21 protein-coding genes are annotated in these 26,401 nt (G+C 59.0%); 6 read left to right on the top strand and 15 right to left on the bottom strand.

The window, feature by feature from the left end; translation table 11 throughout:
• Positions 1 to 176 precede the first annotated feature (176 nt).
• Positions 177 to 1,589: a contractile injection system protein, VgrG/Pvc8 family gene (locus AUC61_RS06625; RefSeq protein ID WP_243245132.1), complete on the top strand. Its 1,413-nt coding sequence runs from the start codon at positions 177 to 179 to the stop codon at positions 1,587 to 1,589.
• Here AUC61_RS06625 and AUC61_RS06620 read toward each other — a convergent pair.
• The gene (locus AUC61_RS06620; RefSeq protein ID WP_243245131.1) at positions 1,558 to 2,919 is read right to left on the bottom strand and encodes an MATE family efflux transporter; all 1,362 of its coding nucleotides are present in this window, start codon (positions 2,917 to 2,919) and stop codon (positions 1,558 to 1,560) included. The genes AUC61_RS06625 and AUC61_RS06620 overlap by 32 nt on opposite strands.
• Before the next feature lie 514 nt (positions 2,920 to 3,433).
• Here AUC61_RS06620 and AUC61_RS06615 point away from each other — a divergent pair.
• The gene (locus AUC61_RS06615; protein WP_243245129.1) at positions 3,434 to 8,374 is read left to right on the top strand and encodes an alpha-2-macroglobulin family protein; all 4,941 of its coding nucleotides are present in this window, start codon (positions 3,434 to 3,436) and stop codon (positions 8,372 to 8,374) included.
• 98 nt (positions 8,375 to 8,472) lie between these two features.
• Here the strand turns inward: AUC61_RS06615 and AUC61_RS06610 are convergent, their stop codons facing one another.
• The gene (locus tag AUC61_RS06610) at positions 8,473 to 8,766 is read right to left on the bottom strand and encodes a hypothetical protein (protein WP_243245127.1); all 294 of its coding nucleotides are present in this window, start codon (positions 8,764 to 8,766) and stop codon (positions 8,473 to 8,475) included.
• Positions 8,767 to 9,038: 272 nt separating this feature from the next.
• On the opposite strand from AUC61_RS06610, the gene pbpC reads away from it, so the two are divergent.
• Complete coding sequence (pbpC, locus tag AUC61_RS06605; RefSeq protein ID WP_279290944.1) at positions 9,039 to 11,351, top strand: peptidoglycan glycosyltransferase PbpC; 2,313 nt, start codon at positions 9,039 to 9,041, stop codon at positions 11,349 to 11,351.
• Positions 11,352 to 11,358: 7 nt separating this feature from the next.
• Here the strand turns inward: pbpC and AUC61_RS06600 are convergent, their stop codons facing one another.
• The 7 genes from AUC61_RS06600 to AUC61_RS06570 form a co-directional block, all read right to left on the bottom strand.
• Positions 11,359 to 12,129: a response regulator transcription factor gene (locus AUC61_RS06600; protein WP_243245125.1), complete on the bottom strand. Its 771-nt coding sequence runs from the start codon at positions 12,127 to 12,129 to the stop codon at positions 11,359 to 11,361.
• A 544-nt stretch (positions 12,130 to 12,673) separates the two neighbouring features.
• Positions 12,674 to 13,231: a DUF4136 domain-containing protein gene (locus tag AUC61_RS06595; RefSeq protein WP_243245124.1), complete on the bottom strand. Its 558-nt coding sequence runs from the start codon at positions 13,229 to 13,231 to the stop codon at positions 12,674 to 12,676.
• Between the two features lie 18 nt (positions 13,232 to 13,249).
• Positions 13,250 to 13,876 (bottom strand): DUF4136 domain-containing protein, encoded by a 627-nt coding sequence (locus AUC61_RS06590; protein ID WP_243245123.1) that lies wholly within the window; start codon positions 13,874 to 13,876, stop codon positions 13,250 to 13,252.
• A gap of 88 nt (positions 13,877 to 13,964) precedes the next feature.
• Entirely contained in the window at positions 13,965 to 14,714 is a 750-nt protein-coding gene (locus AUC61_RS06585) for a methyltransferase (protein ID WP_243245121.1), read from the bottom strand.
• Positions 14,711 to 15,016: a nucleotide pyrophosphohydrolase gene (locus tag AUC61_RS06580; RefSeq protein ID WP_243245119.1), complete on the bottom strand. Its 306-nt coding sequence runs from the start codon at positions 15,014 to 15,016 to the stop codon at positions 14,711 to 14,713. Before AUC61_RS06580 ends, AUC61_RS06585 begins: the two co-directional genes overlap by 4 nt.
• A 102-nt stretch (positions 15,017 to 15,118) precedes the next feature.
• Positions 15,119 to 16,417, bottom strand: coding sequence for a TIGR03862 family flavoprotein (locus tag AUC61_RS06575; RefSeq protein ID WP_243245118.1), 1,299 nt, complete (start codon positions 16,415 to 16,417; stop codon positions 15,119 to 15,121).
• Positions 16,418 to 16,637: 220 nt separating this feature from the next.
• Positions 16,638 to 17,555, bottom strand: coding sequence for a histone deacetylase family protein (locus AUC61_RS06570; RefSeq protein ID WP_243245116.1), 918 nt, complete (start codon positions 17,553 to 17,555; stop codon positions 16,638 to 16,640).
• Positions 17,556 to 17,678: 123 nt separating this feature from the next.
• On the opposite strand from AUC61_RS06570, the gene AUC61_RS06565 reads away from it, so the two are divergent.
• From AUC61_RS06565 to AUC61_RS06555, 3 genes are all read left to right on the top strand, one after another.
• Positions 17,679 to 18,248 (top strand): GNAT family N-acetyltransferase, encoded by a 570-nt coding sequence (locus tag AUC61_RS06565; protein WP_243245115.1) that lies wholly within the window; start codon positions 17,679 to 17,681, stop codon positions 18,246 to 18,248.
• 86 nt (positions 18,249 to 18,334) lie between these two features.
• A complete protein-coding gene (gene tesB / locus AUC61_RS06560; RefSeq protein ID WP_243245113.1) occupies positions 18,335 to 19,204 on the top strand; it encodes an acyl-CoA thioesterase II in 870 nt (289 codons plus the stop codon).
• Positions 19,201 to 19,800 (top strand): HAD family hydrolase, encoded by a 600-nt coding sequence (locus AUC61_RS06555; protein ID WP_243245111.1) that lies wholly within the window; start codon positions 19,201 to 19,203, stop codon positions 19,798 to 19,800. The genes tesB and AUC61_RS06555 overlap by 4 nt, the downstream gene beginning before the upstream one ends.
• A 119-nt stretch (positions 19,801 to 19,919) precedes the next feature.
• On the opposite strand, the gene AUC61_RS06550 is transcribed toward AUC61_RS06555, so the two are convergent.
• From AUC61_RS06550 to AUC61_RS06525, 6 genes are all read right to left on the bottom strand, one after another.
• A complete protein-coding gene (locus AUC61_RS06550; RefSeq protein ID WP_243245109.1) occupies positions 19,920 to 20,906 on the bottom strand; it encodes an alpha/beta hydrolase in 987 nt (328 codons plus the stop codon).
• A gap of 4 nt (positions 20,907 to 20,910) precedes the next feature.
• Positions 20,911 to 21,789, bottom strand: coding sequence for a KPN_02809 family neutral zinc metallopeptidase (ypfJ, locus tag AUC61_RS06545; protein WP_243245107.1), 879 nt, complete (start codon positions 21,787 to 21,789; stop codon positions 20,911 to 20,913).
• 154 nt (positions 21,790 to 21,943) lie between these two features.
• Positions 21,944 to 22,888, bottom strand: a complete 945-nt coding sequence (locus AUC61_RS06540) for a LysR family transcriptional regulator (RefSeq protein WP_243245105.1) — start codon at positions 22,886 to 22,888, stop codon at positions 21,944 to 21,946.
• A 71-nt stretch (positions 22,889 to 22,959) separates the two neighbouring features.
• Positions 22,960 to 24,489: a tripartite tricarboxylate transporter permease gene (locus tag AUC61_RS06535; RefSeq protein WP_243245103.1), complete on the bottom strand. Its 1,530-nt coding sequence runs from the start codon at positions 24,487 to 24,489 to the stop codon at positions 22,960 to 22,962.
• The gene (locus AUC61_RS06530) at positions 24,486 to 25,019 is read right to left on the bottom strand and encodes a tripartite tricarboxylate transporter TctB family protein (RefSeq protein ID WP_243245102.1); all 534 of its coding nucleotides are present in this window, start codon (positions 25,017 to 25,019) and stop codon (positions 24,486 to 24,488) included. The genes AUC61_RS06535 and AUC61_RS06530 overlap by 4 nt, the downstream gene beginning before the upstream one ends.
• Positions 25,020 to 25,079: 60 nt before the next feature.
• On the bottom strand, positions 25,080 to 26,093 hold the full coding sequence (locus tag AUC61_RS06525) for a Bug family tripartite tricarboxylate transporter substrate binding protein (RefSeq protein ID WP_243245100.1): 1,014 nt from the start codon (positions 26,091 to 26,093) through the stop codon (positions 25,080 to 25,082).
• Positions 26,094 to 26,401: the final 308 nt, after the last annotated feature.

Here is a 26,401-nt window from a genome sequence, read left to right as displayed (position 1 = left end):
GCGGCAGCTCCTACAGGTCAGATGTGTGGTGCGGGGATTGCTTTCCAGCTTAGGCCTGCTTCTCTGCTCCGCTTTCCTAATCCTCTGTAGGCAACGTCCTATTCTTCGTTTCGCTCTCTACCCGAGGGTTCTTCTCGGCCAGAATCCACGGCCGCGTCCCTGTAGAGAACACCTCCATGCCCGGCCCAGCTGTCGCTCATCACTTTAATCTCGACATCCTCCCTCTGTTTCGAGGTTTGCAGGTGTTGTCGTTTACTGGAACGGAAGCCATCAGTGAGGCTTTTGTCTTTGAGCTGGAAGTGCTGATCGACGAGCCGCATCTGGATCAGCAGGGCCTGATGTATCGCGTTGCTTTTTTAAGTTTTCAGGGTGAAAAAACAGGTGTCCACGGACAGATTCACAGTGTCGTACGCAGTCACTACAAGCCTGGACCCGCGTGTTACAGGCTGTCCCTTGGGCCTCGGCTCACCTGTTTGTCACAGCGTTACGCGCCTCGGGTTTTCCAACATCTAAGCGCGCCGCAGATCATCGGTCAGGTGCTGCAGGAGCATGGCTTTCGGGAGGGCAGTTATCGCTTTGACCTTAGAGCCGAGTACCGTAAGCGTGATTTTTGCTCGCAATACCGTGAGTCCGATCTGCATCTGGTGCAGCGGTTGTGTGCGGAAGAGGGCATCCACTTCCATTTCCATCATTCCCGCAAAGACCATGAGTTGGTGTTCGGCGATGGTTTGCGGGTCTTTCGCCGGACCTCTACTGCCATCTTTCAGCAGGTACCTAGGCAGGCTGGCGTCACGCACTTCGCGGTGACACCTGAAGGCGATGAGCAAACCGACCATAGCCGTCAGAAAGGAGAAGGCGAAAGCACGTTGTCCTTTGTTTCGTCCGGGCATTTATTGCCGCTCAAAGGGCATCCGGAGGAGGGCTTGAATCATTTATGGCTGGTGACTCATGTCGTGCATCGTGGTTTCGATACCCGGCAGTTGCACAACCTCGTCTCCTCCGAGAAGGGTATGTACGTCAATCAGTTTCAGGTCGCACCCTGGGAGGCGGGTTTCAAACCGCCGCCGCGACCGCGAGCCTTTGTTGCGACCATCCAGTGTGCCTATGTCGTTGGCCCGGCGGATGAGCCCTCCAGGCCGGACGCCCAAGGGCGGATCAATGTGCAATTTGACTGGGGGTATCCAGGGCAGGCTTCTGCGTGTGGCAATTGCTGGTTACCGGTGGTTTCGCACCTGACCACAACCCTGCGTGGGGGTATGCGGGTCGTCGTGAGTTTTACGGACGGGGACATGGACCAGCCGGTGATCAGCGCCTGTGTCTGGCAATCGACCGACGTCATCGCTGATCCGCCTGAACAACGCAGGCCTCCACATCGACTTGAGGTGAACCTGAACCCTCTGACAGCAGCAGGCGGCGAGTCATGGATTCAGATTGAAGGTGGCTCACGGATCAGCTATCAGGAGGGCTGCGAGCTGTCCTTCACGGTGGGCGACAGCACCCTGAGCATTAACGCCGAGGGGCTGAAACTGAGTAGCCCGCAAATCCTGCTGGCGACGCCTACTGAGCCTGATGCTGAACCGGAGCATTGAACCAGGCGCCGCTCTTGCTCAGCCGCCAGGTAACGAAGCCCAGAGTCAACGCGCGTAGCAGCATGAACAGCAAGAGGGTCAGCCATAGCCCGTGGTTGCCGAAGCTCTGCAGTGCGTAAGCGAAAGGCGCCACCAGCACCATATTCACCAGCATGGTGTTGCGCATCTCACGGGCACGGGTGGCACCGATGAACAGGCCGTCGAGCAAGTAGCTCCAGACCGCCAGCAACGGCAGTGCTGCCAGATAGGGCAAGTAGATGAAAGCTGTTTCGCGCACTTCGGCAATGTCGGTTTGCAGGCTGATAAATAAATGCCCTGCCACCAGGAACAGCAAGGCAAACGCCACGCTCGCAATCAATGACCAGCCTCCGGCGACGGTCAGTGAGCGGCGTAAGGCAATGCGGTTTTTCGCCCCGATGGCGTGCCCGCAGAGAGCCTCGACGGCATGGGCCAGCCCGTCCAGGGCGTGAGCGGTAAGCAACAGGCCATTGAGCAGCAATGCGTTGGCCGCTACTGTCGCGTCGCCGAGTCGTGCGCCTTGTACGGTGATCAGGAAAAACACCGATTGCAGCACCAGGCTTCGGATGAAGATATCGCGGTTCACCGCCAGTAGGGGCCTCCAGTTTTCCCAGCGCTTCAGGGCGGCCCACAACATCTGGCCGGGCCAGGCCAAAAGGGTTTTGCGGGTCAATGCGAGGCCGAGCAGCGCACCGGTCCACTCGGCAATGACCGACGCGCGTGCCGAGCCGACGACGCCCCAGTCCAGGCCAAGCACGAACCACAGGTTGAGGGCGATGTTGACCAGATTGGTGGTGAGCAGAATCATCAGCGGCGCGCGTGCGTTCTGGGTTCCGAGAAACCAGCCGACCAAGGCATAACCGGCCAGTGCGGCGGGCAGTCCGAACAGTCGGGTATGGAAAAACGCCTCGGTGAGCTGTTGCAGGTCACTGGAGGGTTGCATCATGTTCAGCGCCATGTGGCTGAACGGCAAGCCGACCACGCCTAGCAATAGCGCAAGCCCCATCGCCAGTAGCAAGCCTTGCAGCAGTATCTGACGCAGGGCGGAGCCATCGTTGCGTCCGGCGGCCTGGGATGCAAAGCCCGTAGTGCCCATGCGCAGGAAGCCCATGGTCCAGGCGAGGAAGGTGTACAGCGTCGCGCCAACTGCCACGGCACCCAGTTGATGGGCGTGGGGCAGATGGCCAATCACCGCGCTGTCGACCAGCGCCACTAACGGAACGGAAATGTTCGACAGGATCATCGGCGCAGCCAGCGCCCAGACGCGGCGATGGGTGGCGCGGTCGCGCCAGTCGTTGAGCAGGTTGGACATGAAGGCTCCCGGGGAAGGCGGGTATTGTAGAGTGAACTGAACCCCAAAAGTTGGTTGAGTGACACCGCGCCAACCGGTAGGCGCGAACGTGCTTGCGAGCCACCAACCCTTCTCATGGCAAGCACCGCTTGCGCAGGAACTACAGACCACTCTCGAGATACCGCTTCAACGCCGCCACCGAATCCGGACAATAAGGCATATGTTCAGCTCCGCGCAGGGCGTCATCTTGAACCGACGCTATCGCGAGCAAGCTCACTCCTACAGGGGTTTGTGGTCGTCTGTAGGAGTGAGCTTGCTCGCGATAGCGCTGGTTCAAGCACAGAAAATATCCAGCCAGACATAGAATCTCCCACATTGAAATCTGTGACCACCCCTACGATTGCTGTCCACTTTTCCTACGCAGCCCCCTGAGAACAAAGTCTCAAAGCGGGTGTCTATTTTCGCGGCCTGACATTCCCGGTCATGTGCCTGCTATATAGTGACCTTCTCTCAATCTGCCGCCGATGAGTGCCCCATGTTTAACAAAGGATTGTTTCTGGCCTGCGCGCTTGCGCTGCTGAGTGCTTGTGATTCTTCCACCCCGGATAAACCCGCGCCCGCCACACCGCCTGTGGCAGTGGAGTCGAACAAGCCCAAGCCTGCGGTGGACCTTCCTGCGTTGAGCAAGCGGTACGAGGGTCGCGACCTGACCATCGTGGATGTCACGGAGATTCAACTGGACGGTGCGAGCACCTTGTCGGTGAGTTTTTCCGTCCCTCTGGACCCTGAGCAGAAATTCGCAGAAAAACTGCATCTGGTCGACAGCAAGAGCGGCAAAGTGGATGGCGCATGGGAGCTGTCCGATAACCTCATGGAACTCCGTCTGCGTCATCTGGAGCCCAGGCGCAAACTGGTCCTGACGGTTGATGCGGGACTGGTCGGCGTCAACAAGGCCACGCTGGTTGCCGAGTTCATCAGCCGTCTGGAAACCTCCGACCTGCAACCTACCGTGGGTTTCGCCAGCCGTGGCAGCTTGCTGCCGACGCGTCTGGCTGAAGGTTTGCCGGTTATTGCGCTGAACGTCGAAAAGGTCAATGTCGAGTTCTTCCGGGTTAAACCCGACGCGTTGCCAGCTTTTCTCGGCAACTGGCGCGGTGCATCGAGCATTGAGTATTACGAATCCAAAGAGTTGCTGGATAAAGCCGATCTGGTTTACGAAGGCCGCTTCGACCTGAATCCGGCGCGTAACACCCGGGAAACGGTGTTATTGCCGATTGCCGGGATCAAAGCGCTGCAAGGCCCAGGGGTATACCTCGCGGTGATGCGCGCTTCCGGGACTTACAACTATTCCATCCCCGCCACGCTGTTTACCTTGAGCGACATCGGTCTGTCGGTGCATCGCTATGCCAATCGCCTGGATGCTTTCACTCAGGCGCTTGAGGGTGGCAAAGCCCTGAGCGGCGTAGAGCTGGAGCTTTACGACAGCAATGGCAAAGTAGTAGGGCAAGCCAAAACCGACTCGGCAGGCCATGCCGAGTTGCCTTTACCGGCCAAGGCTGCGGTGCTCCTGGCGCACAAAGATGAGCAGACCAGCATGCTGCGTCTGGACAGCTCGGCGCTTGATCTGGCCGAGTTCGACATCACCGGGCCACGGGCGCACCCGTTGCAGTTCTTCATTTTTGGCCCGCGGGATTTGTATCGTCCGGGGGAGACCGTACTGCTCAATGGGTTGCTGCGCGATAACGATGGCAAGCAGGTGAAGCCGCAACCGATCACGGTCGAAGTGCGTCGCCCGGACGAGCAAATCAGCCGTAAATTTGTCTGGGAAGCAGACACCTCAGGCCTGTATCAGTATCAACTGCAGTTGGCGGATGAGGCGCCAACCGGGCGTTGGCAACTGGTGTTTGATCTGGGCGATGGCAAGCCCCAGCTCTACGAGTTTCAGGTTGAGGACTTCCTGCCAGAGCGGTTGGCGCTGGAAATCAAAGGCAGTGAAACACCCATTGCAACCACCGATAACGCGGTGTTCGATGTTAACGGTCGTTATTTGTACGGTGCTCCGGCATCAGGCAATAACCTGATCGGTCTGCTGTATGTCAGGCCGCTACGCGAGGCAGTGCCTGGTTTACCTGGCTATCAGTTTGGCTCGATCACCGAGCGTGAGCTCAAGCAGGATCTGGAGATCGAAGCCAGCACGCTTGACGCACAGGGCAAGCTGAGTCTGGAGGTGGAGAGCAAATGGTCGAACGCCAGATCGCCGGTGCAGTTGATCCTCCAGGCCAGCCTGCAAGAGTCCGGTGGACGTCCGATCACCCGGCGTCTGGTGCAGCCTGTATGGCCTGCCGAGCAGATGCCGGGGTTGCGTCCGTTGTTCGGCAGCAGTCCGGGCAGCAACGATGAATACGATGAAACCGACGGCATGCCACAGACCGATGGCGACGGCCCGGTTGAGTTCGAAGTGCTGGTGGCTGACTACGCGGGTAACAAGCTGGCGGCCGATAACGTCAAAGTCCGACTGGTTCGCGAGCGTCGTGACTATTACTGGAACTACTCGGACAACGAGGGCTGGAGTTATCACTTCAATGAGAAATTCCTCAACCTCAGCGAAGAAACCATCAGCATCAAACAAGGCTCGACCGTCAAGGTCAGCTTTCCGGTGGAGTCGGGGCCGTATCGGGTTGAGGTCGAAGACCCTCAAACAGGGTTGATCAGCAGCCTGCGTTTCTGGGCGGGGTATCGCTGGCAGGACAACGCTGAGGGCGGCGCGGTACGGCCCGATCAGGTCAAACTGGCGCTGGATAAAGCTGGCTATAACGACGGCGACACTGCCAGGGTTACGGTCACGCCACCCGCCGCAGGCAAGGGTTACCTGCTGGTTGAGTCCAGTGACGGGCCGTTGTGGTGGCAGGAAATCGACGTGCCTGCAGAGGGCAAAACGTATGACGTGCCGCTGGATAAAAAATGGGCACGCCACGATCTGTACTTGAGTGCGCTGGTGGTTCGTCCCGGTGAGCGCAAGGCTAACGTCACCCCCAAACGCGCCGTCGGCGTGCTGCATCTGCCGCTGGATCGTTCGCCACGCAAGCTGGCGCTTACCGTGACCGCACCGGAAAAAATGCGTCCCAAGCAGCCGCTGAAGCTCAAAGTCGCTGCAAAAAATGCCGATGGCAGCGTGCCCAAAGAGGTGCATGTGCTGGTGTCGGCGGTGGACGTGGGCATCCTCAACATCGCTCGTTATGCCACGCCGGACCCGTTCGCCAGCCTGTTTGGTCGCAAAGAGTACGGCGCGGATCAACTGGATGTGTATGGCCAGTTGATCGAAGCCGGTCGCAATCGTCTGGCAAGTATGGCCTTCGGTGGTGACGCACTGGCCAAGGGCGGTAAACGCCCCGACACGTCGGTGACGATTGTGGCCCTGCAGAGCGCGCCGGCGACGCTGAACGACCAGGGTGAAGGAGAAGTCAGCGTCGATATTCCGGACTTCAACGGCGAGCTGCGCATCATGGCTCAGGCCTGGACCGATGAGCGCTACGGCATGGCCGAAGCGAAGACCGTGGTGGCGGCGCCGATCATTGCCGAGCTGTCGGCACCGCGTTTCCTTGCCGGTGGCGATCAGACCAGCGTTGCTCTGGATATCTCGAATCTGTCCGGCCAAGCGCAGAAACTAACCGTGCAGGCCACCGCCGAGGGCCAGTTGAGCCTTGCCAATGGTGAACTCAGCCAGAGCGTGCAACTGGCTCAGGGCCAACGTACAACGCTGCGTATTCCGGTACGTGCCGAGGGTGGTTTGGGCCAGGGCAAGTTGAAAGTCGTGGTGAACGGCTTGGTGCTGCCGGACGAGAGTCTGCCGCCGTTCTCCCGCGAATGGACCATCGGTGTACGCCCGGTTTACCCGGCGATGCTCAAGCATTACCGCACAACGCTTAACGAGCAGCCGTGGAGCCTGCCAGAAGGCGCGCTCGATGCGTTCGAACCTGCCGGTCGCGAAGCCATGCTGTCGGTGTCGAGCCGACCGCCGCTGAATCTGGGTGAGCAGATTCGTGCCCTGGAAGCCTACCCCTATGGATGCCTGGAGCAGACGGCCAGCGGGCTTTATCCGTCGTTGTACGCGGATGCTGCAACGCTCAAGCGTTTGGGTATCAAGGGCGAAACCGATGCGCTGCGTAAGCGCAAGGTCGAGTTGGGTATCGAGCGGCTGCTGGGCATGCAGCGCCATAACGGCAGCTTTGCCCTGTGGAACGCTGACGGTGATGAAGAATACTGGCTGACGGCCTACGTCACCGACTTCTTGCTGCGTGCACGCGATCAGGGCTTCGCGGTACCGCCTGACGCGTTGAAGAAAGCCAATGAACGTTTGCTGCGTTATTTGCAGGAGCGTAACCAGATCGAAGTCAACTACAGCCAAAACGCCGAGCACACCCGTTTTGCCGTACAGGCCTACGCCGGTCTGGTGTTGGCCCGTAGCCAGCAGGCGCCACTGGGCGCGTTGCGCAGCCTGTTTGATCGGCGCACCGACGCCCGTTCCGGTCTGCCGCTGGTGCAGCTGTCGGTCGCGCTGGAAAAGATGGGTGACAAACCTCGCGCGGACCAAGCCATGCTGGCGGGGCTGGCGGCGGGCCGTAAAGGCAACGAGTGGCTGGCCGACTACGGCAGCCCGTTACGTGATCAGGCGTTGATCCTGTCGCTGCTGGAAGAAAATAATCTGGCGGCTGACAAGCGCGATCAACGCCTGTTCGCCCTGGCCGATGAAGTGGCTGCGAGCCGCTATCTGTCCACACAGGAGCGCAACGCATTGTTCCTTGCGGGCCGCGATCTACTGGGCAAGCCGGAAGGCAAATGGGCGGCGACGCTCAGCGCCGGTGCCCAGAGCCGCGAGCTAAGTAACGAGCAACCGGGCCTCAAACTCGACGGTCCGCTGCTTACTACTCCCATGTCAGTGCAAAACCGTGGCGGCGATACGTTGTATCAACAACTGACGCTGTCGGGTTATCCGACTCGTGCACCGGTAGCAGGCGGGGAGAATCTGAGTATTCGTCGTGAATACCTGGGGCTGGATGGTGAGGCCGCCAACCTTGATTCGCTGAAAAGCGGCCAGCTGTTGCTGGTGCACATCGAGGTCAAAGCTCAACAGCGAGTGCCCGACGCACTGGTTGTAGATTTGCTCCCGGCCGGTCTGGAGCTGGAAAACCAGAACCTGGCTCAAAGCGCTGCCAGCTTGGAAGACGCCAGCGAGTCGGTGAAAGAGTGGCGTCAGTCGATGGAGAACGCGGGCATCAAACATCAGGAGTATCGAGGTGATCGCTACGTGGCTGCGCTGGATCTGAACGGCTATAACACGGTGCACTTGTTGTATCTGGCTCGTGCCGTGACACCGGGTATCTACCGTGTGCCGCCACCGCAAGTGGAGTCGATGTATCGACCGAACTGGCAGGCCCTGGGTGAAGCAGCTGCGCAGATGGTGGTGAAGGGTAAGTAACGACGCAAATCCCTGTAGGAGCTGCCGAAGGCTGCGAAAGCGACTTATCTGACACACCGCTATCGCAGCCTTCGGCAGCTCCTACAGGGGGCGGCGCATCAATGAATAATCCAGCTCAGCAACCATAAGCCCAGCACCAGCCAGATGATGCCCATGATGATCGAGGCGCGCATGAAGGCGCGAACTGCCGAGTACAGGAACATCAAGCCGACGATCAGCGCCAGAATGCTGATCAACGAGGTGTCCATGCCCAGCGTGCGGGACAGACCGTCGACAAAATTCCCACCCGCGTTGGCGAAGATATTGAAGAACCACTCCAGTCCATCGACGATAAAGCGAATTACCGCGCCGAGCGCCTGGCCCAGCCATTCGAAAAAGCTTTCTACCTGCATATGTGTGTCCTGATGAGGGCCATGATTAAAGGCGACTGTTCGCTTTGGCTATTGATTGGTGCAGCGAGTTCCCCGAAGTGTAAAGGCGTTTTGCCTTGAAACCGGGAATATTGTCACGATTCTTCAAGCGCCGGAGACCTGCGCAATCTTTGGGATCCACGGAACCTGTGGGAGCGGTGCTTGCCCGCGATAAGGACGCTGCAGATACCAGGTCAGTCGCGTCCAGCCTTGTCGCGGGCAAGCACCGCTCCTACAGGTTAGTCACACAGTGCCTGTGTGGGTTCGTCGCCGGGCTGGCGTTGCTCATCGCGCTGCTCTGGCTCGCCGACCGTATCTGGCCGCTGCCATTACCCAAGGACGATCTGGCTCGCGTCGTGCTGGCCGAAGACGGTACGCCGTTGTGGCGCTTTGCTGATGCCGAAGGCGTCTGGCGTTATCCAGTGTCGATCAATCAGGTATCGCCGTATTACACCGAAGCGTTGCTGACCTATGAGGATCGCTGGTTCTACAGCCACCCCGGAGTCAATCCGCTGTCTTTGGTCAGAGCCACATGGCAGAACCTCACGGGTGCTCGGGTGGTGTCCGGGGGCAGCACGCTGTCGATGCAGGTGGCGCGGCTGCTCGACCCGCATGCGCGAACCTTGCCCGGTAAAGTGCGGCAGCTGTGGCGCACGATGCAGTTGGAATGGCACCTGTCCAAGGACGAAATTCTCACCCTCTATCTCAATCGCGCGCCGTTTGGCGGTACCTTGCAGGGTGTCGCTGCGGCCAGTTGGGCGTATCTGGGTAAATCGCCCCGGCAACTGACCCGCTCCGAAGCGGCGATGCTCGCCGTGCTGCCGCAGGCGCCGAGTCGCTTGCGGCCGGATCGTCATCCGCAACGGGCGCAGGAGGCGCGAGACAAGGTGCTCAAGCGTCTCGCGCAATTTCAGGTCTGGCCGGAGACTGCGGTGGCTGAGGCGCTGGAGGAACCGCTGCTGCTGGCCCCGCGTCAGGAGCCAAGCCTGGCCCCGTTGCTGGCGCGGCGCCTGAATCGTCCTGACAGCCCGCCTTTGATTCGCACCACGCTGGATGCCGGTCTGCAGCGCCGCCTTGAAGATTTGCTGTTGGGTTGGCGTGCCCGATTACCGGAGCGTACCTCGGCCGCGATTCTCGTGGTCGAGGCGCAGAACATGGCTGTACGCGCCTACGTTGGCTCGGTGGATATCAATGACACCAGGCGTTTTGGTCATGTGGATATGATCAGCGCGCTGCGTTCGCCGGGTTCTACCCTCAAGCCTTTTCTGTACGGGCTTTCGATGGATGCCGGGCTGATTCATTCCGAATCCCTGATGCAGGACGTGCCACGCCACTATGGCAACTATCGCCCCGGTAACTTTGCCACCGGTTTCAGTGGCGCGGTTGCGGCCAGTTCGGCGCTGTCGATGTCGCTGAACCTGCCTGCAGTACAGCTGCTGGAAGCCTATGGGCCGAAGCGTTTTGCGGCAGAGTTGCGCAACGGGGGTGTGCCGTTGACCTTGCCGCCACTGGCCGAGCCGAATCTGGCGATGATCCTCGGCGGCGTTGGCAGCCGTCTGGAAGATCTGGTCGGCGGTTACAGCGCTTTCGCCCGCGGTGGCCGCAGCGCTGATATTCGTCTGCAACCCGACGCTCCATTGCGTGATCGTCCCATGATGTCGCCCGGCGCAGCGTGGATTATCCGCAAGATCCTCAGTGGTCAGGCACGTCCGGATCTGGACCCGCATGCTGAACTTGTACAGCGTCCGCAACTGGCCTGGAAAACCGGGACGAGTTACGGTTTTCGTGACGCGTGGGCCGTGGGTGTGGGCCCACGCTTTGTGGTCGGCGTGTGGATCGGCCGTCCTGACGGCACGCCGGTGCCGGGGCAATTTGGCCTCGCATCCGCCGCACCCTTAATGTTGCAGGTTCACGATGTACTGGCGAATCGCGACAGTCAGCGAGGGATCGCCGCCCCGATTCAGCCGGTGCCTTCAAGCGTGGGAGTGGCGGCGATTTGCTGGCCGCTCGGCCAGCCCATGAGCAAGAGTGACCCCAACTGCCGCAGACAACGGTTTGCGTGGACACTCGACGGCACCACGCCACCGACCTTGCAGGCGGTCGACCAGCCTCTCGGGTTGGGCCAGCAGGAAAAAATCTGGGTCAACGGGCAGGGTTTGCGGGTTGCTGCCGGGTGCCCAGGAGCGCAGGCGCGAGACCTGATTCTGTGGCCTGCCGCACTGGAACCGTGGCTGGCCCTTGCGGAGCGCCGTGAAGCGCGTTTGCCAAAGGTTGACCCGGCGTGCCCGCCGCAAGGGTTGAATCTTGCGCCGCCGCTAACAATTGTCGGCGTGCGTGATGGTGATCATCTGCGCTTGCCAGCGGGCAGCCGACAAGCTTTGCGGCTCAACCTGTCAGCTTTGGGTGGCAGCGGTCGTCGCTGGTGGTTCATCGACGGTATGCCGATGGCTGACACCGCAAATCAGGACAGCTTCAGCCCAACCCTGACACGGCTCGGCCGTTATGAGTTGAGCGTGCTGGATGAAAGTGGCCAGACGGCAAGAGTGGTATTTGATGCCGTCGATTGAGCTGAGTCTAGTGAGCCGCATCCCGCACGCGATTTGCTCCGCTTGGTGACATCGCCAGCGCCAGTTGGGTGCGGTTGTGCATATGGGTCAGGCGCAGCACTTGCGAGACGTAGAGCTTGACGGTGTTTTCGGTAATACCCAGCTTGCAGCCGATCTGATAATTGGTATGACCTTTGGCGACGAGTCGGGCTACGTCCTGCTGACGAGGGGAGAGTGGGGCAAAAAGCACTGACAGATCCAACTCTTCCTCGGCACCTTCCTCCACGCTGGGAGCGGTATGAGTCGGACGAACCCGGTCCAGGTCTTCGTACAGATCATCGATGGAGGCGGCCAGAAAACGCAGCTTTTCATTGAGTTCGCTCAGTTGGCGGAAGCTTTTCTGCCGCTCATGAAGCACTGCCTCTTGCCGTTGCACGCCTTCCAGCAGTTCGTTCAGGTTCACGGGTTTCTGAAAGTAGTCTGCCACGCCCGCTCGCAAGGCTTTGATTACTTCCTGCTTGTCGTCATTGGACGTCAGCACAATAGTCTCGAAAACGCGCTTTTTACCGGCGACCAGTTTCAGCGCATCGACCAGTTCCACACCGTCGGATTTAGGCATGTGCAGATCGCACAAAACGATGCCTACGGCAGGGTCGTTGCGAAACTGTTCCAGCGCTTCTTTGCTTGAGTGGCTGCCGGAACACTCGTAACCACTGTTTTGTAAAAACTCGCTCAGCTCGTTCACCACCGAAGGTTGATGGTCGACGACAAGTACTTTGAATGGAGAATTTTTGTTCACGCGCTACTCCCTGTCTGCGAAAAACAAAGCGTTGTCAGACTCAATACTCACGCTTTATCAATACGACTGTTTTCCGTATAGGTCACGTATTCCCCGAGACCTGTTACTACCGTAGTCAGACTTTGGCGTTATGTACATAGTGTTAATCGTGTTTACGACTAGTGGATATTTTCTTTTTGGTCGAGGTCAGGAAGTGTGGGGTTTTCCTGACGTCGACGGTAAGCGCCAATACGTTGGCTTTTCTCAAAGAACGCCATAACCATCTGAATCAAAAGGGCCTTGTGGGACTGAATTCATCCGGTAATAGGCCAGTGAATTCCCCTCGTTTTATCGCCATTAGTACCGCGCTTCCGGATGAATTCGGTCCGGCAGGTACACGGTTGCCGCGATATAACGTCGTGTCGGCAAGTATGTTTTTTTTGACGCTTTATCAGTTTTGCGGGGGGATGTGATTTAACGCGTTGAAGTAGCGGGTACTTACTCCTGATGAGTTTTAGTTAAAAAGGGCCGGATGCGCCAAGCCCTCTACAACTAAAACGCGGGCTCAACGTGGTGGATACTGCTCGAGGATTTTTGCGACCGTCTGACGGATTGCCGTCTCGCGCGCATTGGGGGCATTGTCCTGGTTGAGGATGCGCTCAGTGCTGCCGCGCCAGACAAGTTTGCCGTCCTTGCCGTCGAACAGGTCGATCTGCAGGGTCGTCACTTTGTAGTCGACGCTACGAGTTTCGGTCATTGGCGCGTTCCAGTAGCCGTAGCCGCCCCAAGGCCCCCAGCCGCCACCGTAATTGGTACTGACCAGTTGCTGACGATTTTCCATGATTAGCCAGGCTTGTACTTTCAGGTCTGAATGTGCGCCCGACGCGGCCATGCGCAAACCGCGCTGGTCGAGTTGTTCGCCAACCGACTGGCGAATACGCTGATCGGTGAGGTCGCTCTTGATCCGCGGATCATCCGGTTGATACTGCACGCCGGGCTCTTTCCAGCTCCAGCTTCGGTACCCGCCGAAGTCACGACTGGCGTCGAAATCACGATTGATCTGGTTGGTTTGGCAGGCACTGAGCAGCACTAACAGGGACAGTAGAGCGAGACGGCGAAACATGGCAGTTCTCCGAAGATGTCAGGAGGGAGGATACGCGCTCAATGCTTTTTGCACAGCCTGACGCAGGGCGCTGGACCGATCTGATTGATCGCTGCCGTTACGTGTCTCGGCGCTTGCGCTCCACACCGGCTGGCCGTTGCGGGCGTCAAACAGGCTGATGCTGACGACCACCACCTGTTCCTGATAAGTCCGCACGATGGGGACGCTGGCATAACCGCCGTAGCGGTTGCCATACGGACCATGGCCATAACCGATGCCGCTGCCGCCGTAGTAAGGATCGTAGTAGTCATCACGGACCTGGCGGGTACGGATTTCCATGCGGGTCTGCGCGCTAACCTGGAGGTCCGCTGGCTGTGTGCTTTGGGCCGGGCGCAAACCGCGTTGGTCCAGGCCATTGCTGACGGCTTCGGCGATTTGCGCTGAATCAGCCCAGGCCGAGCCGGGTGGCAGTTGATTGTTGCGCCAGGTCCAACTGCGATAGCGCCCGTAATCCCGCGGTGGCGCAGGATACGCGCTCATGTCCACAGCATTGGCCGCGTGTGCGGGGGCCGGCGGCAGGGGCGTTGAGTCGGCACGATACGGATTATCGCTCTGGCAGGCAGCCAGACCGAGGCAGAACGTAATCAGAACGAGGCGGTGTTTCATCATGGCCTCCGCTAAGTGGCCTTTGAAGACAGGAAACAACGATCAACAGCGCCAGACTGCCTGTGATCAGTCTGGCTGGTGCGGGTGCTCAAAGTGGGCGACAAATCCAGTGCAGGTAACGACCAAGTCCTGCATAGGCGGGATGTCGACGGTGAGCCAGTTCCATTTCCAGCAGGTCCACCAATTCAGCCCGTGCCTGAAACTCCACCGGCATGTAGTCATGAAACACTCTGACACCGCTCTGGGTTTCGACACGCCACATGCCTTCAAGTTGCGCCGCCAGTTCACGCGGATCGAGCGGCTGCTGTGGCGTCAGACTTTGCTTCTCGCCAGCCATGTCGTTCTTGCGCATTTTTTTGAAGTGACCCTTGAGCAGGTTGCGGTAGATCAGCGCGTCGCGGTTGTAAAACGCCAGGGACAGCCACCCCTCGGCTTTGGTCAGTTTGTGCAGTACCGGCAGGATCGTGTGGGGTTCGGCCAGCCATTCCAGTACGGCGTGGCACAGCACCAGGTCGTAAGGTTCATGCAATTGGGCCGACAGTTCCTGCCAGGGCGCCTGAATAAACGTGGCGGTCTGGCCTGCGTCGGCAAATCGTTGGCGGGCCCCTTCAAGCATCGGCGCCGCCGGTTCTGCAAGGGTCACGTCATGACCGCGCTCTGCCAGCCATAACGACATGTGTCCCAGCCCTGCACCGATGTCCAGCACCCGCAGTGGACGGGTGGGCAAAGCTTCGGTCAGATCGGCCTGAAGTACCGCAAGACGGATGGCGCCCTTGGCACCGCCGTAGATTTTTTCGGCGAAGCGCGTCGCCAGTTGATCGAAGTGGCGATCACTCATTTGGCGAACCTGCGTTCACTGTCGGCCAGTTTGCTGCGGACCACCGTGTCCATGTCGATCCCCAGTTCGCTGCACAACAGCAGCAGATAAAGAATGATATCGCCGACTTCCTGTCCCGCATGTGCGAGTTTCTCAGGTGGAAGCTGGCGGGACTGGTCTTCGGTCAGCCACTGGAAGATTTCTACCAGCTCCGACATTTCAACACTGGCAGCCATGGTCAGGTTTTTCGGGCTGTGAAACTGCTTCCAGTCATTTTGATCGCGGATGCGGTGCAGGCGCTGAGTGAGTTCTTCTAGGTTCATTGGGTGTCCTGAATCATTGTGTTGTGTCCGTCGCCGTGCGGTCGTGCATCTGGCCGGGAACCTGTGAGAGCTGGGCTTGCCCGCGATAGGGCTGCACGCGGTTCACTTTAGATCGAGTCCAGCCCTATCGCGGGCAAGCCCAGCTCCCACAGGGGAATTGTGTTGAGTCTCCTTCAACCACTCCAGAACCCCCAACCCCGCAGCCCTGCCGCTGGCGAAGCATGCCGTGAGCAGGTAGCCGCCGGTGGGCGCTTCCCAGTCGAGCATTTCGCCAGCGCAGAATACGCCCGGTAATTGCTTGAGCATCAGGCGCTGGTCCATGGCTTCGAAGGTTACACCGCCTGCGGTACTGATGGCCTCGTCCAGCGGGCGAGCTTTGATGAGCTGCAGGGGCAGGGCTTTCAAGGCCATGCTCAGTTGGGCGGGGTCGTCAAAAGCTTCACGCGGGGCCAGCTCTCGCAACAAGGCGGCTTTCACCCCATCGATACCCAACTGGCTGTGTAAGTGCTTGGACATGGAGCGTGAGCCGCGAGGTTTTTCGAGCGCTTTTTGTAGGGCAGAAGGTGTTTTGCCGGGGAGCAGATCAATCAGGATGGTTGAGGCACCGTGCTGATTGATCTCTTCGCGAATCTGCGCCGACAGCGCATAAATCAGGCTGCCTTCCACACCGTTGTCGGTGATCACGCATTCACCCAGACGAGGCGTCTGGCCGCGCATGCCGATGCCGATATTCTTCAGCGGCGCGCCCGCGAACTTGCTGCGCAGCAGCTCACTCCAGCCAGTGACTTCAAAACCGCAGTTGGCAGCTTGCAGCGACTTGAGGTCAACGCCACGCTCGGCCAGCTGCGGCCACCAGGCGCCGTCCGAGCCCAATCGCGACCAGCTTGCACCGCCCAGGGCGAGCAATACGGCGTCGGGGTTCAGTGAGGTTTCACCTTCCGGATGTGCGATACGCAACTGACCCGCAGCGTCCCAGCCGAGCCAGCGATGCCGCGTATGGATGGTGACACCGCTATCACGCAAGCGCTTGAGCCAGGCGCGCAGTAGCGGCGCTGCTTTCATGTCGGTGGGGAAGACCCGGCCCGAGCTGCCGACGAAGGTTTCAATACCGAGGTTGTGAATCCATGCGCACAGGTCATCCGCGCCAAACCCGCGCAACAGCGGGGCGATATCGCCTGAGCGCTCGGCGTAGCGGGAAAGGAAGGCCGGGTAGGGCTCGGAGTGGGTGATGTTCATGCCACCGACGCCCGCCAAGAGGAACTTGCGTCCCACTGAAGGCATGCCGTCATACAGGTCGACTTTGATGCCTGCCTGACTCAACACTTCGGCCGCCATCAAACCAGCAGGGCCGCCGCCAATGATGGCGACTGAGGAGGGGATTGGCGCTGTGGTGTCAGTCATGGCGAGGTGCATATCGTTACGGTTTGGTCGCGCATTCTACCTGCACCGTGCCCCGGTCGCTCCTACCAAACAACATGCGATCCTTTGAATTGAAGCGCATACCTGTAGGAGTGAGCTTGCTCGCGATAGCAATCTTCCAATCGAAAATACTTCGCCTGATTAAACGCTATCGCGAGCAAGCTCACTCCTACAGGTCCTGCGTGGTGTCATGAGACAGAGTTCACAACCCCTCCGACACCCAGACCCGCTGCGCGCTGTGATGCAAAATCCCGTGCCGCCGTGCCAGGGCCTGTCGGTCTTTGCTGTAGCCGCCGCCAATCACGCCCATGACCGGGATGTTGCGCCCGATACAGTGGCGCAGCACGGCCTCATCGCGGGCGGCCACTCCGGCGTCGGTCAGCTTCAGATAACCCAGCGCATCGTCCTGATGCACGTCCACCCCCGCATCGTAGAGCACCAGATCCGGCTGATAGAGCGGCAACAGATAGTTGAGGAGGTCATCTACCACTTTCAGGTATTCGTCATCGCCCATGCCCATCGGCAACGGGATGTCCCAGTCGCTCTGCGCTTTACGCGCCGGAAAGTTCTTTTCGCAATGCAGCGAGACGGTAATCGCGTCATCGGTATCGGCCAGAATCCGCGCGGTACCGTCGCCCTGATGCACATCGCAATCGAAGATCAGTACTTTGTCCACCCGCCCGCTTTGCAGCAGGTACTGACTGATCACCGCCAGATCGTTGAAAATGCAGAACCCGGCGGGGTAATCGTAATGCGCATGATGGGTGCCGCCCGCCAGATGACACGCCAGACCGTGCTGTAACGCCTGCTCAGCCGTCAGCAGTGACCCGCCCACAGCGCGTACCGTACGTCGCGCCAGATCCGCGCTCCAGGGCAGGCCCAGGCGTCGCTGATCTTCACGGGACAAGTCGCCTTCCATATAACGGCGTATATAAGAAGGGTCATGAGCCAGTGCAAGAATGTCGTTCGGACAGATTTGCGGACGCAGCAAAGCGTCGTCGCTGGTCAGCCCGCTGTCGATCAGGTGATCGCGCAGCAAACGGAACTTGTCCATGGGGAAACGATGGTCAGCCGGGAAGTCCGGGCTGTAATCCTCGTGATAGATGAGCGGCAGGGACATTTTGCGTCCGGTCAGGGGTCGAAGCCGGATAGTGCCAGCATTGCCCCTGAAGGCCCAGCTTTGTGGCTCAACGCAAGGCTACACTGGCCGACACAATGACTGAGCGGTTAATGGAGAGAACCGATGGAGCCGATACTCAAACTCGAGAGTGCGCGATTGTTGATGCGCCAATGGCGAGACGACGATTTAGCCGCATTTGCCGAAATGTGCGCGGATCCCCACGTCATGCGCTATTTCCCGGAGCCTTTGAGTCGTCTGGAAAGCGCCGCACTGATCGGTCGCGTGCGTGGGCACTTTGCCGAACTGGGCTTCGGGTTGTGGGCGCTGGAGCGTAAGGACACCGGCCAGTTCATTGGTTTCACCGGGCTGGGCGTGGTGAATTTTGACGCGCATTTCACCCCTGCGATTGAAATCGGCTGGCGTCTGGCCCGTGAGCACTGGGGGTTTGGTTATGCCAGCGAAGCGGCCTGGACGGCCTTGGGATGCGGCTTTGAGCGCCTGGGAGTGGATCAGATCGTTTCGTTTACGGCTCAGAGCAACGAACCGTCGCAAAAAGTCATGCAGGCCATCGGCATGAGCACCGACGCTGCCGATGACTTTGATCACCCGCAGTTGCCGCCCGGTCATCCTTTGCAGCCGCACGTGCTGTATCGCATAACTCGCCAACAATGGCTGGATACGCTGCAAGCTTGAGGGGGCTGATGGCGTTAATTTCTGTATCATTTCGGCTTGTGTCACGCTTGAAGCGACGGCGAACGGTTTTGTGTAAGGAGTAATGAATGAGCCAAGTGTTGGATGATCTGGTTGCGCTGTTGAGCCTGGAACCGATTGAAGAGAACCTGTTCCGTGGCCGCAGTCAGGACCTTGGCTTTCGCCAGTTGTTCGGTGGGCAGGTACTGGGCCAGTCTTTGTCGGCTGCCAGCCAGACGGTCGAAGATGCGCGGCATGTGCACTCTTTGCACGGGTATTTCCTGCGCCCGGGCGACGCCGGTCTGCCGGTTGTGTATCAGGTTGATCGAGTGCGTGATGGTGGGAGTTTCAGTACGCGCCGTGTGACTGCCATCCAGAAGGGCCAGCCGATATTCACCTGCAGCGCTTCGTTTCAGTACGACGAGCAGGGCTTCCAGCACCAGACCTCGATGCCGCAAATCGTCGGTCCGGAAAACCTGCCTTCGGAACTGGAATTGATGCAGCAGCGCGCGCATCTGATCCCGGAGAACATGCGCGACAAGATGCTCTGCCCAAAACCGATCGAGTTTCGCCCGGTCACTGCTGTCGATCCTTACAATCCGCAGCCCACTGAAGCGGTGAAGTACATCTGGTTCCGTACCGACGGAGCGTTGCCGGAAGTCCCGGCGCTGCACAAGTACCTGATGGCTTACGCATCGGACTTCAACCTGCTGACGACTTCGCTGCTGCCTCACGGCAAGACGGTCTGGCAGAAAGATATGCAGGTCGCCAGCCTTGATCACTCGTTGTGGTTTCACGGAGATCTGCGGGCTGACGACTGGTTGTTGTACGCGATGGATAGCCCATGGGCGGGTAACTCCCGTGGTTTCTCCCGTGGCAGCGTTTACAACCGTGCCGGGCAACTGGTGGCTTCGGTCAGTCAGGAAGGTCTGATCCGGCACCGCAAGGATTGGGCATGAGTCTTTCCGGGATCAGCCACTGGGTGTTCGACATGGACGGTACGCTGACCGTTGCCGCTCATGACTTCCCGGCCATCAAGCGTGCACTCGATATCCCGCAGGATCATGACATTCTCGGGCATCTGGCGGCGTTACCTACTGATGTCGCGGCAGCCAAGCATGCCTGGCTGCTGGAGCATGAGCGTGAACTGGCTCTTGCGTCCAAAGCTGCGCCCGGCGCGGTGGAGCTTGTTCGGGAGTTGTCCGGACGTGGTTATCGCCTGGGCATTCTGACCCGTAACGCCCGGGAACTGGCCCACGTGACGCTTGAGGCCATCGGTCTGGCGGATTGCTTTGCGGTGGAGGATGTTCTCGGTCGCGATGAGGCACCGCATAAGCCTGATCCGGCTGGCTTGTTGCACCTGGCCGACGCCTGGCAAGTGCCTGCCTCACAGATGGTGATGGTCGGTGATTATCGTTTTGATCTGGATTGCGGGCGTGCGGCCGGTACCAAAACCATTCTGGTCAACCTGCCGGAAAACCCCTGGCCGGAATTGGCGGACTGGCATGTGCAGGATTGTGGGGAGATCAAGGCTTTGCTGAGTGACTTTAGTTGAAATGCAATCCCTGTGGGAGCGGTGCTTGCCCGCGATAAACGATAACGCGGTGTGTCTTCCAGCCGCGTCTCATGTATCGCGGGCAAGCACCGCTCTCACAGGATTAAATCTGCTTCAGATCAAAAATCCTTGAACAACACCGCCTGGCCCTGCGGGGATGTGAAGATTCCATCGCCGCTGTGGCCTACATTCGGTACCACGATCAGGCGCTGATTCAGGCCCTCTGGATGGCGTTTCTGCAAGTACTTGAAGTAGTTCTCGCCGCGCTCCAGACGCTGGGTGCCTTGGGCTTCAGCGCCGCAGGTCTTGTCCAGGGCCGGGTGTTTCGGATCAGTGTCGTGCTGACCGAGCAGGTAGGTCACGTCACGTTTCACGTAATCGTCTTCAATGTCAGCGGTTTTGACTTTGCCCGCATACGGCGGCATTCCGTTCAGACCGTATTTCCACTCGTTGAAGCCCGGGCAACTGGCTTTGGTCACCGGCATTGGCCGCTCTGTATCGAAATAGGCATAGGACGAGGGGTTGGCAATCACGTAGCGCAACTTGATGCCTTCTTTCGTCAGCAACACATCCTCTTTGCCGCCCAGCATCACGTAACGCTGGACCACTTGCGCGCCACCGGAATGCCCGGCGATAACGATTTCCTTGAGGTTCGGGAACAGCTTGCTGTCACTCAGGCGGCGCAGAATATGGTCGATGACCAGAAACGAGCTGACCGGTTTGGGCCCTACAGAGTTTTCGCCTGCCATCCACTGGTTGCCGTGCCAGCGCAATATGTTGTCGCCCAGGTGGTGCGCGGTAATGTCCTTCTCATCCAGGAATTGCGGCGCGATCAGCAGGGTCTTGGTGCGCTGTTTTGACTGATTGGCAGCGCGTTCGATGCTGCGCAGGTAGGTAGGCGCATTACGCAACCGGCCATGCAACACAATCACTGCACGCTCGATCTGAGGGCGAGGTTGTTTCCAGTTCAGGCTCATGCCAAGCGTCGCCTGAGCGCCGTTGATTGTCAGGCGCTCCGGGCTGATGGATTTGACCGCCTGATCCTCGGCGTGAGCGTTGAAACTCAGAAGGGCACTTAACGACAGGATCAGTAGCGGTTTTATCATGTGATCAGAGGCTCTTGGCGGCGAAGGTGTCGCACTGGTTGAGTTGACCCTGGGAGAAGCCGGTTTTGAACCAGCGAACCCGTTGGGCGGACGTCCCGTGAGTAAACGAGTCTGGCACTACGCGGCCTTGACCCTGTTGTTGAAGGCGATCATCGCCAATGGCGTTGGCTGCATTCAAGGCTTCTTCAATATCACCCGGCTCAAGCCAGTTCAAACGCTTTTGTGCGTTATAGGCCCAAACGCCTGCCAGACAGTCGGCCTGAAGCTCCTGGCGAACCAGCAAACCGTTGCTGCCTTCCATGCGCTGGCCACTGCGGCGGGCGGCATCGACTTTTTCAGAAACGCCCAGCAATGTCTGCACATGGTGACCTACTTCGTGAGCAATCACATAGGCCTGAGCAAAATCCCCCGCAGCTTTGAAGCGTTGTGACATTTCGCGGAAGAACTCCATGTCCAGATACACCTTCTGGTCAGCCGGGCAATAAAACGGTCCGCTGGCCGATGTTGCAAAGCCGCACGCAGACTGCACCTGGCCGCTGAACAGCACCAGCGTTGGATCTTTGTATTGGCGGCCGCCCAACTGGAAGGCTGCGCGCCATGTGTCTTCGGTATCGCCGAGAATCGAACGGACGAATTCTGCCTGTTCATCGTTGGCTGGCGGAGCCTGACGCGTCTGGCTGGACGGTGGTGCCTGAGTTGCCTGGCCGGTGAGTTGGCCGAGAATCTGCATCGGGTCCTGACCGGTCAACAGACCGATAGCCACAATGATGATCACGCCACCGATGCCGAGTCCCTTGCCGCCAATGCGCATCCCACCGCCGCCGCTGCTGCCGTCCCGTGCGTCCACGACGTTATCGCTGCGCCGACCCTTTTTCCATAGCATGTGGGAATCCTCTTCTTATCCTGTAAGGAGTGTCGCTGCTACCCACACATCGCGCCAGTCTGATTGTCAGACGCATTAGCTGAATGGGAGTTGAACGACGTACATCTAGCGCAGGAGTAGAGAGGGGCAGGGGGGAATTAGTTCGAGGCCGTGTTCAACTGCGTACAGCACGTTGTTCACTTTTGACCGAGTTCATGAACGCTTGCATGGCTGAGGACTGAACGCGGTGGCGGCGCGTGATCAGCCCGTAAGGCGGTAGACGCGCTTCGAATTTGATCGGCAACACGGCCAGCAGGTCGCGCCCCGGATAGTCCTCGACCACTGACACCGGCGTTACACCCAGCATGTCGGTCTGTTGGACCAGTGACAGCAAGGTCATGATCGAGGTGGTTTCAACAATACTGCTGGGGATGTCGACGCGTGCGTTGTGGAACACCTGATTAATGATCGAGCGCATCGGACTGGGGTGCTGTTGCAGGACCCAGGTCATGTTCTGCATGTCGGCCCAGCCCAGATGGGTGGCATCGGCCATGGGGTGATTGGCGCCAGCCACCACGCAGAGTTCTTCTTCGCCCAGGCTGTCGAACAGCAGTTCTTCAGCCCGTGCGCCGCCAGGTATCCGGCCGAGCACCACGTCCAGTTGGTCCTGTAACAAGGCCTGAACCAGCACATCGCTGGTATCGACCTGAATACTCATGGACAAACGCGGATGGCTTTTCTTCAAGTCAGCGATAGTGCGGGTCAGCAGCCCTGAGGCCAGGGCGGGGATAGCGCCGACTGCCACCCGGCCAAGGTTGCCGGATTCCAGCGCTACCAGTTCTTCACGCATGCCGCTCAGTTCGGCAAACACCATGCGCGCGTAATAGATCACGGTTTCGCCAAACTGCGTAGGGCGCATGCCTCGTGGCAGGCGCTCAAATAGCTCGACGCCGAGCAGGTCTTCGGCTTCGTGGAGCATTTTGGTCGCAGCGGGCTGAGTCATACCGATATCGTCCGCCGCCCGGCGCAACGATCCCAGTTCCTGAAGCGCCAGCATCAAACGCAACTGGCGCAGGCGCAGGCGGCTGTGAATGACGTTGGCATCAGGAATTCGGGTCATGGTCGCCGCTCGCAGAAAAGTCTGGGGCTGAGCCTGACAAGAAATATCAGGGCTTACTAGCCCCTTCCTAATCACTGAGCTGATTTCGCTTTGGCGGCTTGACGCGTGCGCCAACCCAATGCATTGCGGATCCCGCTGGAAATCAACGGCCAGAACAGCATCACCATGGCCGCCGTGGTCAAACTGCCCACCAGCGGGTTGGACCAGAAAATACCCAGTTGCCCATCGGAGAACAGCATCGACTGGCGGAAGGCGTCTTCAGCCTTGTCGCCCAATACCGCCGCCAGCACCAAGGGTGCAATCGGGTAGCCAAGCTTTTTGAATAGATAACCCAACGCGCCAAAGACCAGCATCAGGCCGACGTCGAACAGCGAGTTATGCACTGAGTACGCACCGATCGCGCAGATCATGATGATGATCGGGGCAATGATCGAGAACGGTATGCGCAGTATCGAAGCAAACAGCGGCACGGTTGCCAGCACCACGATCAGGCTGACGACATTCCCCAGGTACATACTGGCGATCAGGCCCCAGACGAAATCATGCTGCTCAACAAACAAGGTCGGACCAGGATGCAGGCCCCAGATCATCAAGCCGCCCATCATCACTGCGGCAGTGGCCGAGCCAGGTATGCCCAGCGTCAGCATGGGCAGCAGAGCGCTGGTCCCTGCTGCGTGGTCGGCCGTTTCCGGTGCGATCACGCCTTCCACTTCACCCTTGCCAAAGTTGTCGCGGTTTTTCGAGAAGCGCCGCGCCAGGCTGTAGCCCATGAAGGAGGCAGCTGTCGGGCCGCCCGGGGTGATGCCCATCCAGCAGCCAACCAGCGTACTGCGCAAAATCGTCAGCCAGTAACGCGGCAATTTGGCCCATGTACGCAGAATCGTCATCGGCGTGATACGCGCATGTTCGCCACGGAATACCAGGCCTTCCTCTACCGTGCAGAGGATTTCACCAATACCGAACAGGCCGATCACCGCCACTTCGAAGCTGATGCCGGTCATCAGGATCGGTTGATCGAAGGTCAGGCGCAGGTTGCCGGACACCGTGTCCATGCCGACTGCGGCCATGGCGAAGCCGATCATCATCGCAACCACGGTTTTCAGCGGCGGGTTTTTGCTCATGCCGATGAACGTACAGAACGCCAGGAGATACACCGCGAAAAACTCCGGCGAGCTGAACGACATGGCAAATTCGGCGATCCGCGTCGACAGGAAGGTCAGCAACAGCACGCCAGCCAGTGCGCCGATCAGTGCCGAACTGAATGCGGCGGTCAGGGCTTCGGCTGCACGGCCGTCGCGGGCCATGGGGTAACCGTCAAAGGTGGTCGCCACCGATGACGGCTCGCCGGGAATATTGAACAGAATCGAGGTAATCGACCCACCAAACAATGCCCCCCAGTACATGCACGATAAAAGAATGATGGCCGAGACTGGCGACATGGTGAAGGTCAGCGGCAGTAGCAGGGCAACACCATTGGGGGCGCCAAGGCCGGGCAGCACGCCGACAAGAATGCCCAGCAGTACACCGACCACCATCAGGCCGATATGCCCAGGGGTAAGGATCAGGTTCATGCCGTGCAGCAGAGAATCGAACTCGGTCATTGCATCGATCTCCCGGCCATTGCCAGCCAGTCACCGACCGGACCTGCGTCCAGAGGCACTTTGAACCACAAGGCGAAAATCAGGTAGCTGGCCAGTACCGCGCCGCCAGACACCGAGCAGATCACCCATTTGCCGTAAGGTTTGGCCCGTACCCGGTCGCGCCACATGAACCAGGCGATAAACACCGCCGAGGCCATATAGATGCCAGTGAACGGCATGGCTGCGACAAACAGGGCGATGGGGATGAACACCGATAACACTTGGGCAAACTGCGTACGGCTGACAAAAGCGACGCTCAATGCCTGCCAGCGAATCAGGGTCAGGACGACGTTCCCCAGGCTGGCGCAGCTCAATAGCAGGCCAATGTAGAAGGGGAAGTAGCCTGGCTCGGGACCGGCGTCTCCCCAGCCAATGCCTTGGTCGAGGCTGCCGTACATCACGACTGCGCCGATCAGCAGCGTGAACAGCGCGAGGCCGAACTCGACCCAGCGAGTGCCGACCAGCGCAGATGTTTCAGAAGAATGGGGCATGGAGCACCTCCAGAGATAACTACCGGGCGAACACCCGGCAGTGGGGCCTGATCAGTCAGATCACTCGCGCAGCCAGCCAGCGTCCTTGAACACCGGTGTAACGCGGGCCGTGTCCTGCTGGATGTAGGCACTCAGTTGCTCGCCTTCGAGGAAGGTCGGCACCAGTGCGTTCTGTTTGACGTAGGCCTTGAACTCAGGCGCTTCGGAGACTTTGCGCATCAGCTCGGTATAGAACGCGCGTTGTTCAGCCGTGACTTTGCCCGGCATGAACACGGTGCGCGGGAAGCGATACTGCTCAACGCCCAGGCCTTGTTCGTGGCAGGTCGGTACGTCGGCCCAGGATTTATCACCGGCGACTTTGTCGGTGTAGCCCATGCGCTCTTTACTGAATACGCACAGCGGCTGGACCTGATCACCGCGCCACTGACTGATGCTTTCGCTTGGGTTGTTGACGTTGGCGGCGATGTGTTTGCCAGCCAGTTGTGTAGACGCTTCGCTGCCGCTTTTGAACGGGATGTAAACCAGTTTGCTGCCGGTGGTTTTATTCAGCAGCAGGGTCAGGGTCTGGTCCACGTCTTTGGACTGGCTGCCGCCCATGCGCAGCTTGGAAGGGTCGGCCTTGACCGTCTCGTAGAGGCTTTTAGCGTCTTTCCACGGTGCGTCTTTGTAGGTCCAGAGGATGAAGTCGTCTTCAGCGACGGCGGCGACCGGGGTCAGCTCTTGCCATTGATAACCGAGCTTGGAGACCAGCGGCAGCAGGTAAATGTTGTTGGTGCCAATCACCAGTTTGTCTGCATCGCCTTCGGACATTTTGAGGTCCAGAAATGCTTCAGCTCCGTTGCCGCCGCCTTTGTTGAGCACCACGGTGTTAACGTCCAGCAGCTTGTGGGTGGTGATGATCGACTGGATCAGACGACCGAGCTGATCAGTACCGCCGCCTGGGCCGCCAGCAACAATGATTTCAACGTTTTTATCGGGTTGCCAGGCATTGGCCAGAGCGGGAAGAGTGCCGGCGCAAACGAGTGAACAGCCGAGCAGAAAACGGGACGCGCGTCGAAGAGATGCGGTTCGCATAATGATGAAACCTCTATTTTTTGTAATTGTTTTTTGAGCGATCTGCCGGATACGGTGAACGGTAAATCTTGGGTCGAGTGTGGGAAGCTATCGCGGCGGCGTCTACTCAAAACATTGGATACACCGATAGCCTGGGGTTATCGGTTGGCGAGTTTGGAGGCGTGTCAGTGATATCTGGGGATAAAGGTTTTTCTGGGCTGCCGAAGAAGTCGGACTGTAGGAGTGAGCTTGCTCGCGATGGCGTCCAGTCAGTTCATGTTGAAGTCGACTGATAGATCCAATCGCGAGCAAGCTCACTCCTACAGTTT

Origin of the sequence: Pseudomonas maioricensis (genome assembly GCF_022790535.1) — a bacterium.
In the GTDB taxonomy this organism is placed as follows: domain Bacteria; phylum Pseudomonadota; class Gammaproteobacteria; order Pseudomonadales; family Pseudomonadaceae; genus Aquipseudomonas; species Aquipseudomonas maioricensis.
Note: the sequence above shows the minus strand (reverse complement) of the source record. Positions and strands in the feature narration are given on the sequence as shown.

Bases quoted from the DNA above. Each gene is read 5' to 3' on its own strand.
- AUC61_RS06625 (WP_243245132.1), top strand. From the start codon at position 177: ATGCCCGGCCCAGCTGTCGCTCATCACTTTAATCTCGACATCCTCCCT.
- AUC61_RS06620 (WP_243245131.1), bottom strand. From the start codon at position 2,919: ATGTCCAACCTGCTCAACGACTGGCGCGACCGCGCCACCCATCGCCGC.
- AUC61_RS06615 (WP_243245129.1), top strand. From the start codon at position 3,434: ATGTTTAACAAAGGATTGTTTCTGGCCTGCGCGCTTGCGCTGCTGAGT.
- AUC61_RS06610 (WP_243245127.1), bottom strand. From the start codon at position 8,766: ATGCAGGTAGAAAGCTTTTTCGAATGGCTGGGCCAGGCGCTCGGCGCG.
- AUC61_RS06595 (WP_243245124.1), bottom strand. From the start codon at position 13,231: ATGTTTCGCCGTCTCGCTCTACTGTCCCTGTTAGTGCTGCTCAGTGCC.
- AUC61_RS06590 (WP_243245123.1), bottom strand. From the start codon at position 13,876: ATGAAACACCGCCTCGTTCTGATTACGTTCTGCCTCGGTCTGGCTGCC.
- AUC61_RS06585 (WP_243245121.1), bottom strand. From the start codon at position 14,714: ATGAGTGATCGCCACTTCGATCAACTGGCGACGCGCTTCGCCGAAAAA.
- AUC61_RS06580 (WP_243245119.1), bottom strand. From the start codon at position 15,016: ATGAACCTAGAAGAACTCACTCAGCGCCTGCACCGCATCCGCGATCAA.
- AUC61_RS06575 (WP_243245118.1), bottom strand. From the start codon at position 16,417: ATGACTGACACCACAGCGCCAATCCCCTCCTCAGTCGCCATCATTGGC.
- AUC61_RS06570 (WP_243245116.1), bottom strand. From the start codon at position 17,555: ATGTCCCTGCCGCTCATCTATCACGAGGATTACAGCCCGGACTTCCCG.
- AUC61_RS06565 (WP_243245115.1), top strand. From the start codon at position 17,679: ATGGAGCCGATACTCAAACTCGAGAGTGCGCGATTGTTGATGCGCCAA.
- tesB (WP_243245113.1), top strand. From the start codon at position 18,335: ATGAGCCAAGTGTTGGATGATCTGGTTGCGCTGTTGAGCCTGGAACCG.
- AUC61_RS06555 (WP_243245111.1), top strand. From the start codon at position 19,201: ATGAGTCTTTCCGGGATCAGCCACTGGGTGTTCGACATGGACGGTACG.
- AUC61_RS06550 (WP_243245109.1), bottom strand. From the start codon at position 20,906: ATGATAAAACCGCTACTGATCCTGTCGTTAAGTGCCCTTCTGAGTTTC.
- ypfJ (WP_243245107.1), bottom strand. From the start codon at position 21,789: ATGCTATGGAAAAAGGGTCGGCGCAGCGATAACGTCGTGGACGCACGG.
- AUC61_RS06540 (WP_243245105.1), bottom strand. From the start codon at position 22,888: ATGACCCGAATTCCTGATGCCAACGTCATTCACAGCCGCCTGCGCCTG.
- AUC61_RS06535 (WP_243245103.1), bottom strand. From the start codon at position 24,489: ATGACCGAGTTCGATTCTCTGCTGCACGGCATGAACCTGATCCTTACC.
- AUC61_RS06530 (WP_243245102.1), bottom strand. From the start codon at position 25,019: ATGCCCCATTCTTCTGAAACATCTGCGCTGGTCGGCACTCGCTGGGTC.
- AUC61_RS06525 (WP_243245100.1), bottom strand. From the start codon at position 26,093: ATGCGAACCGCATCTCTTCGACGCGCGTCCCGTTTTCTGCTCGGCTGT.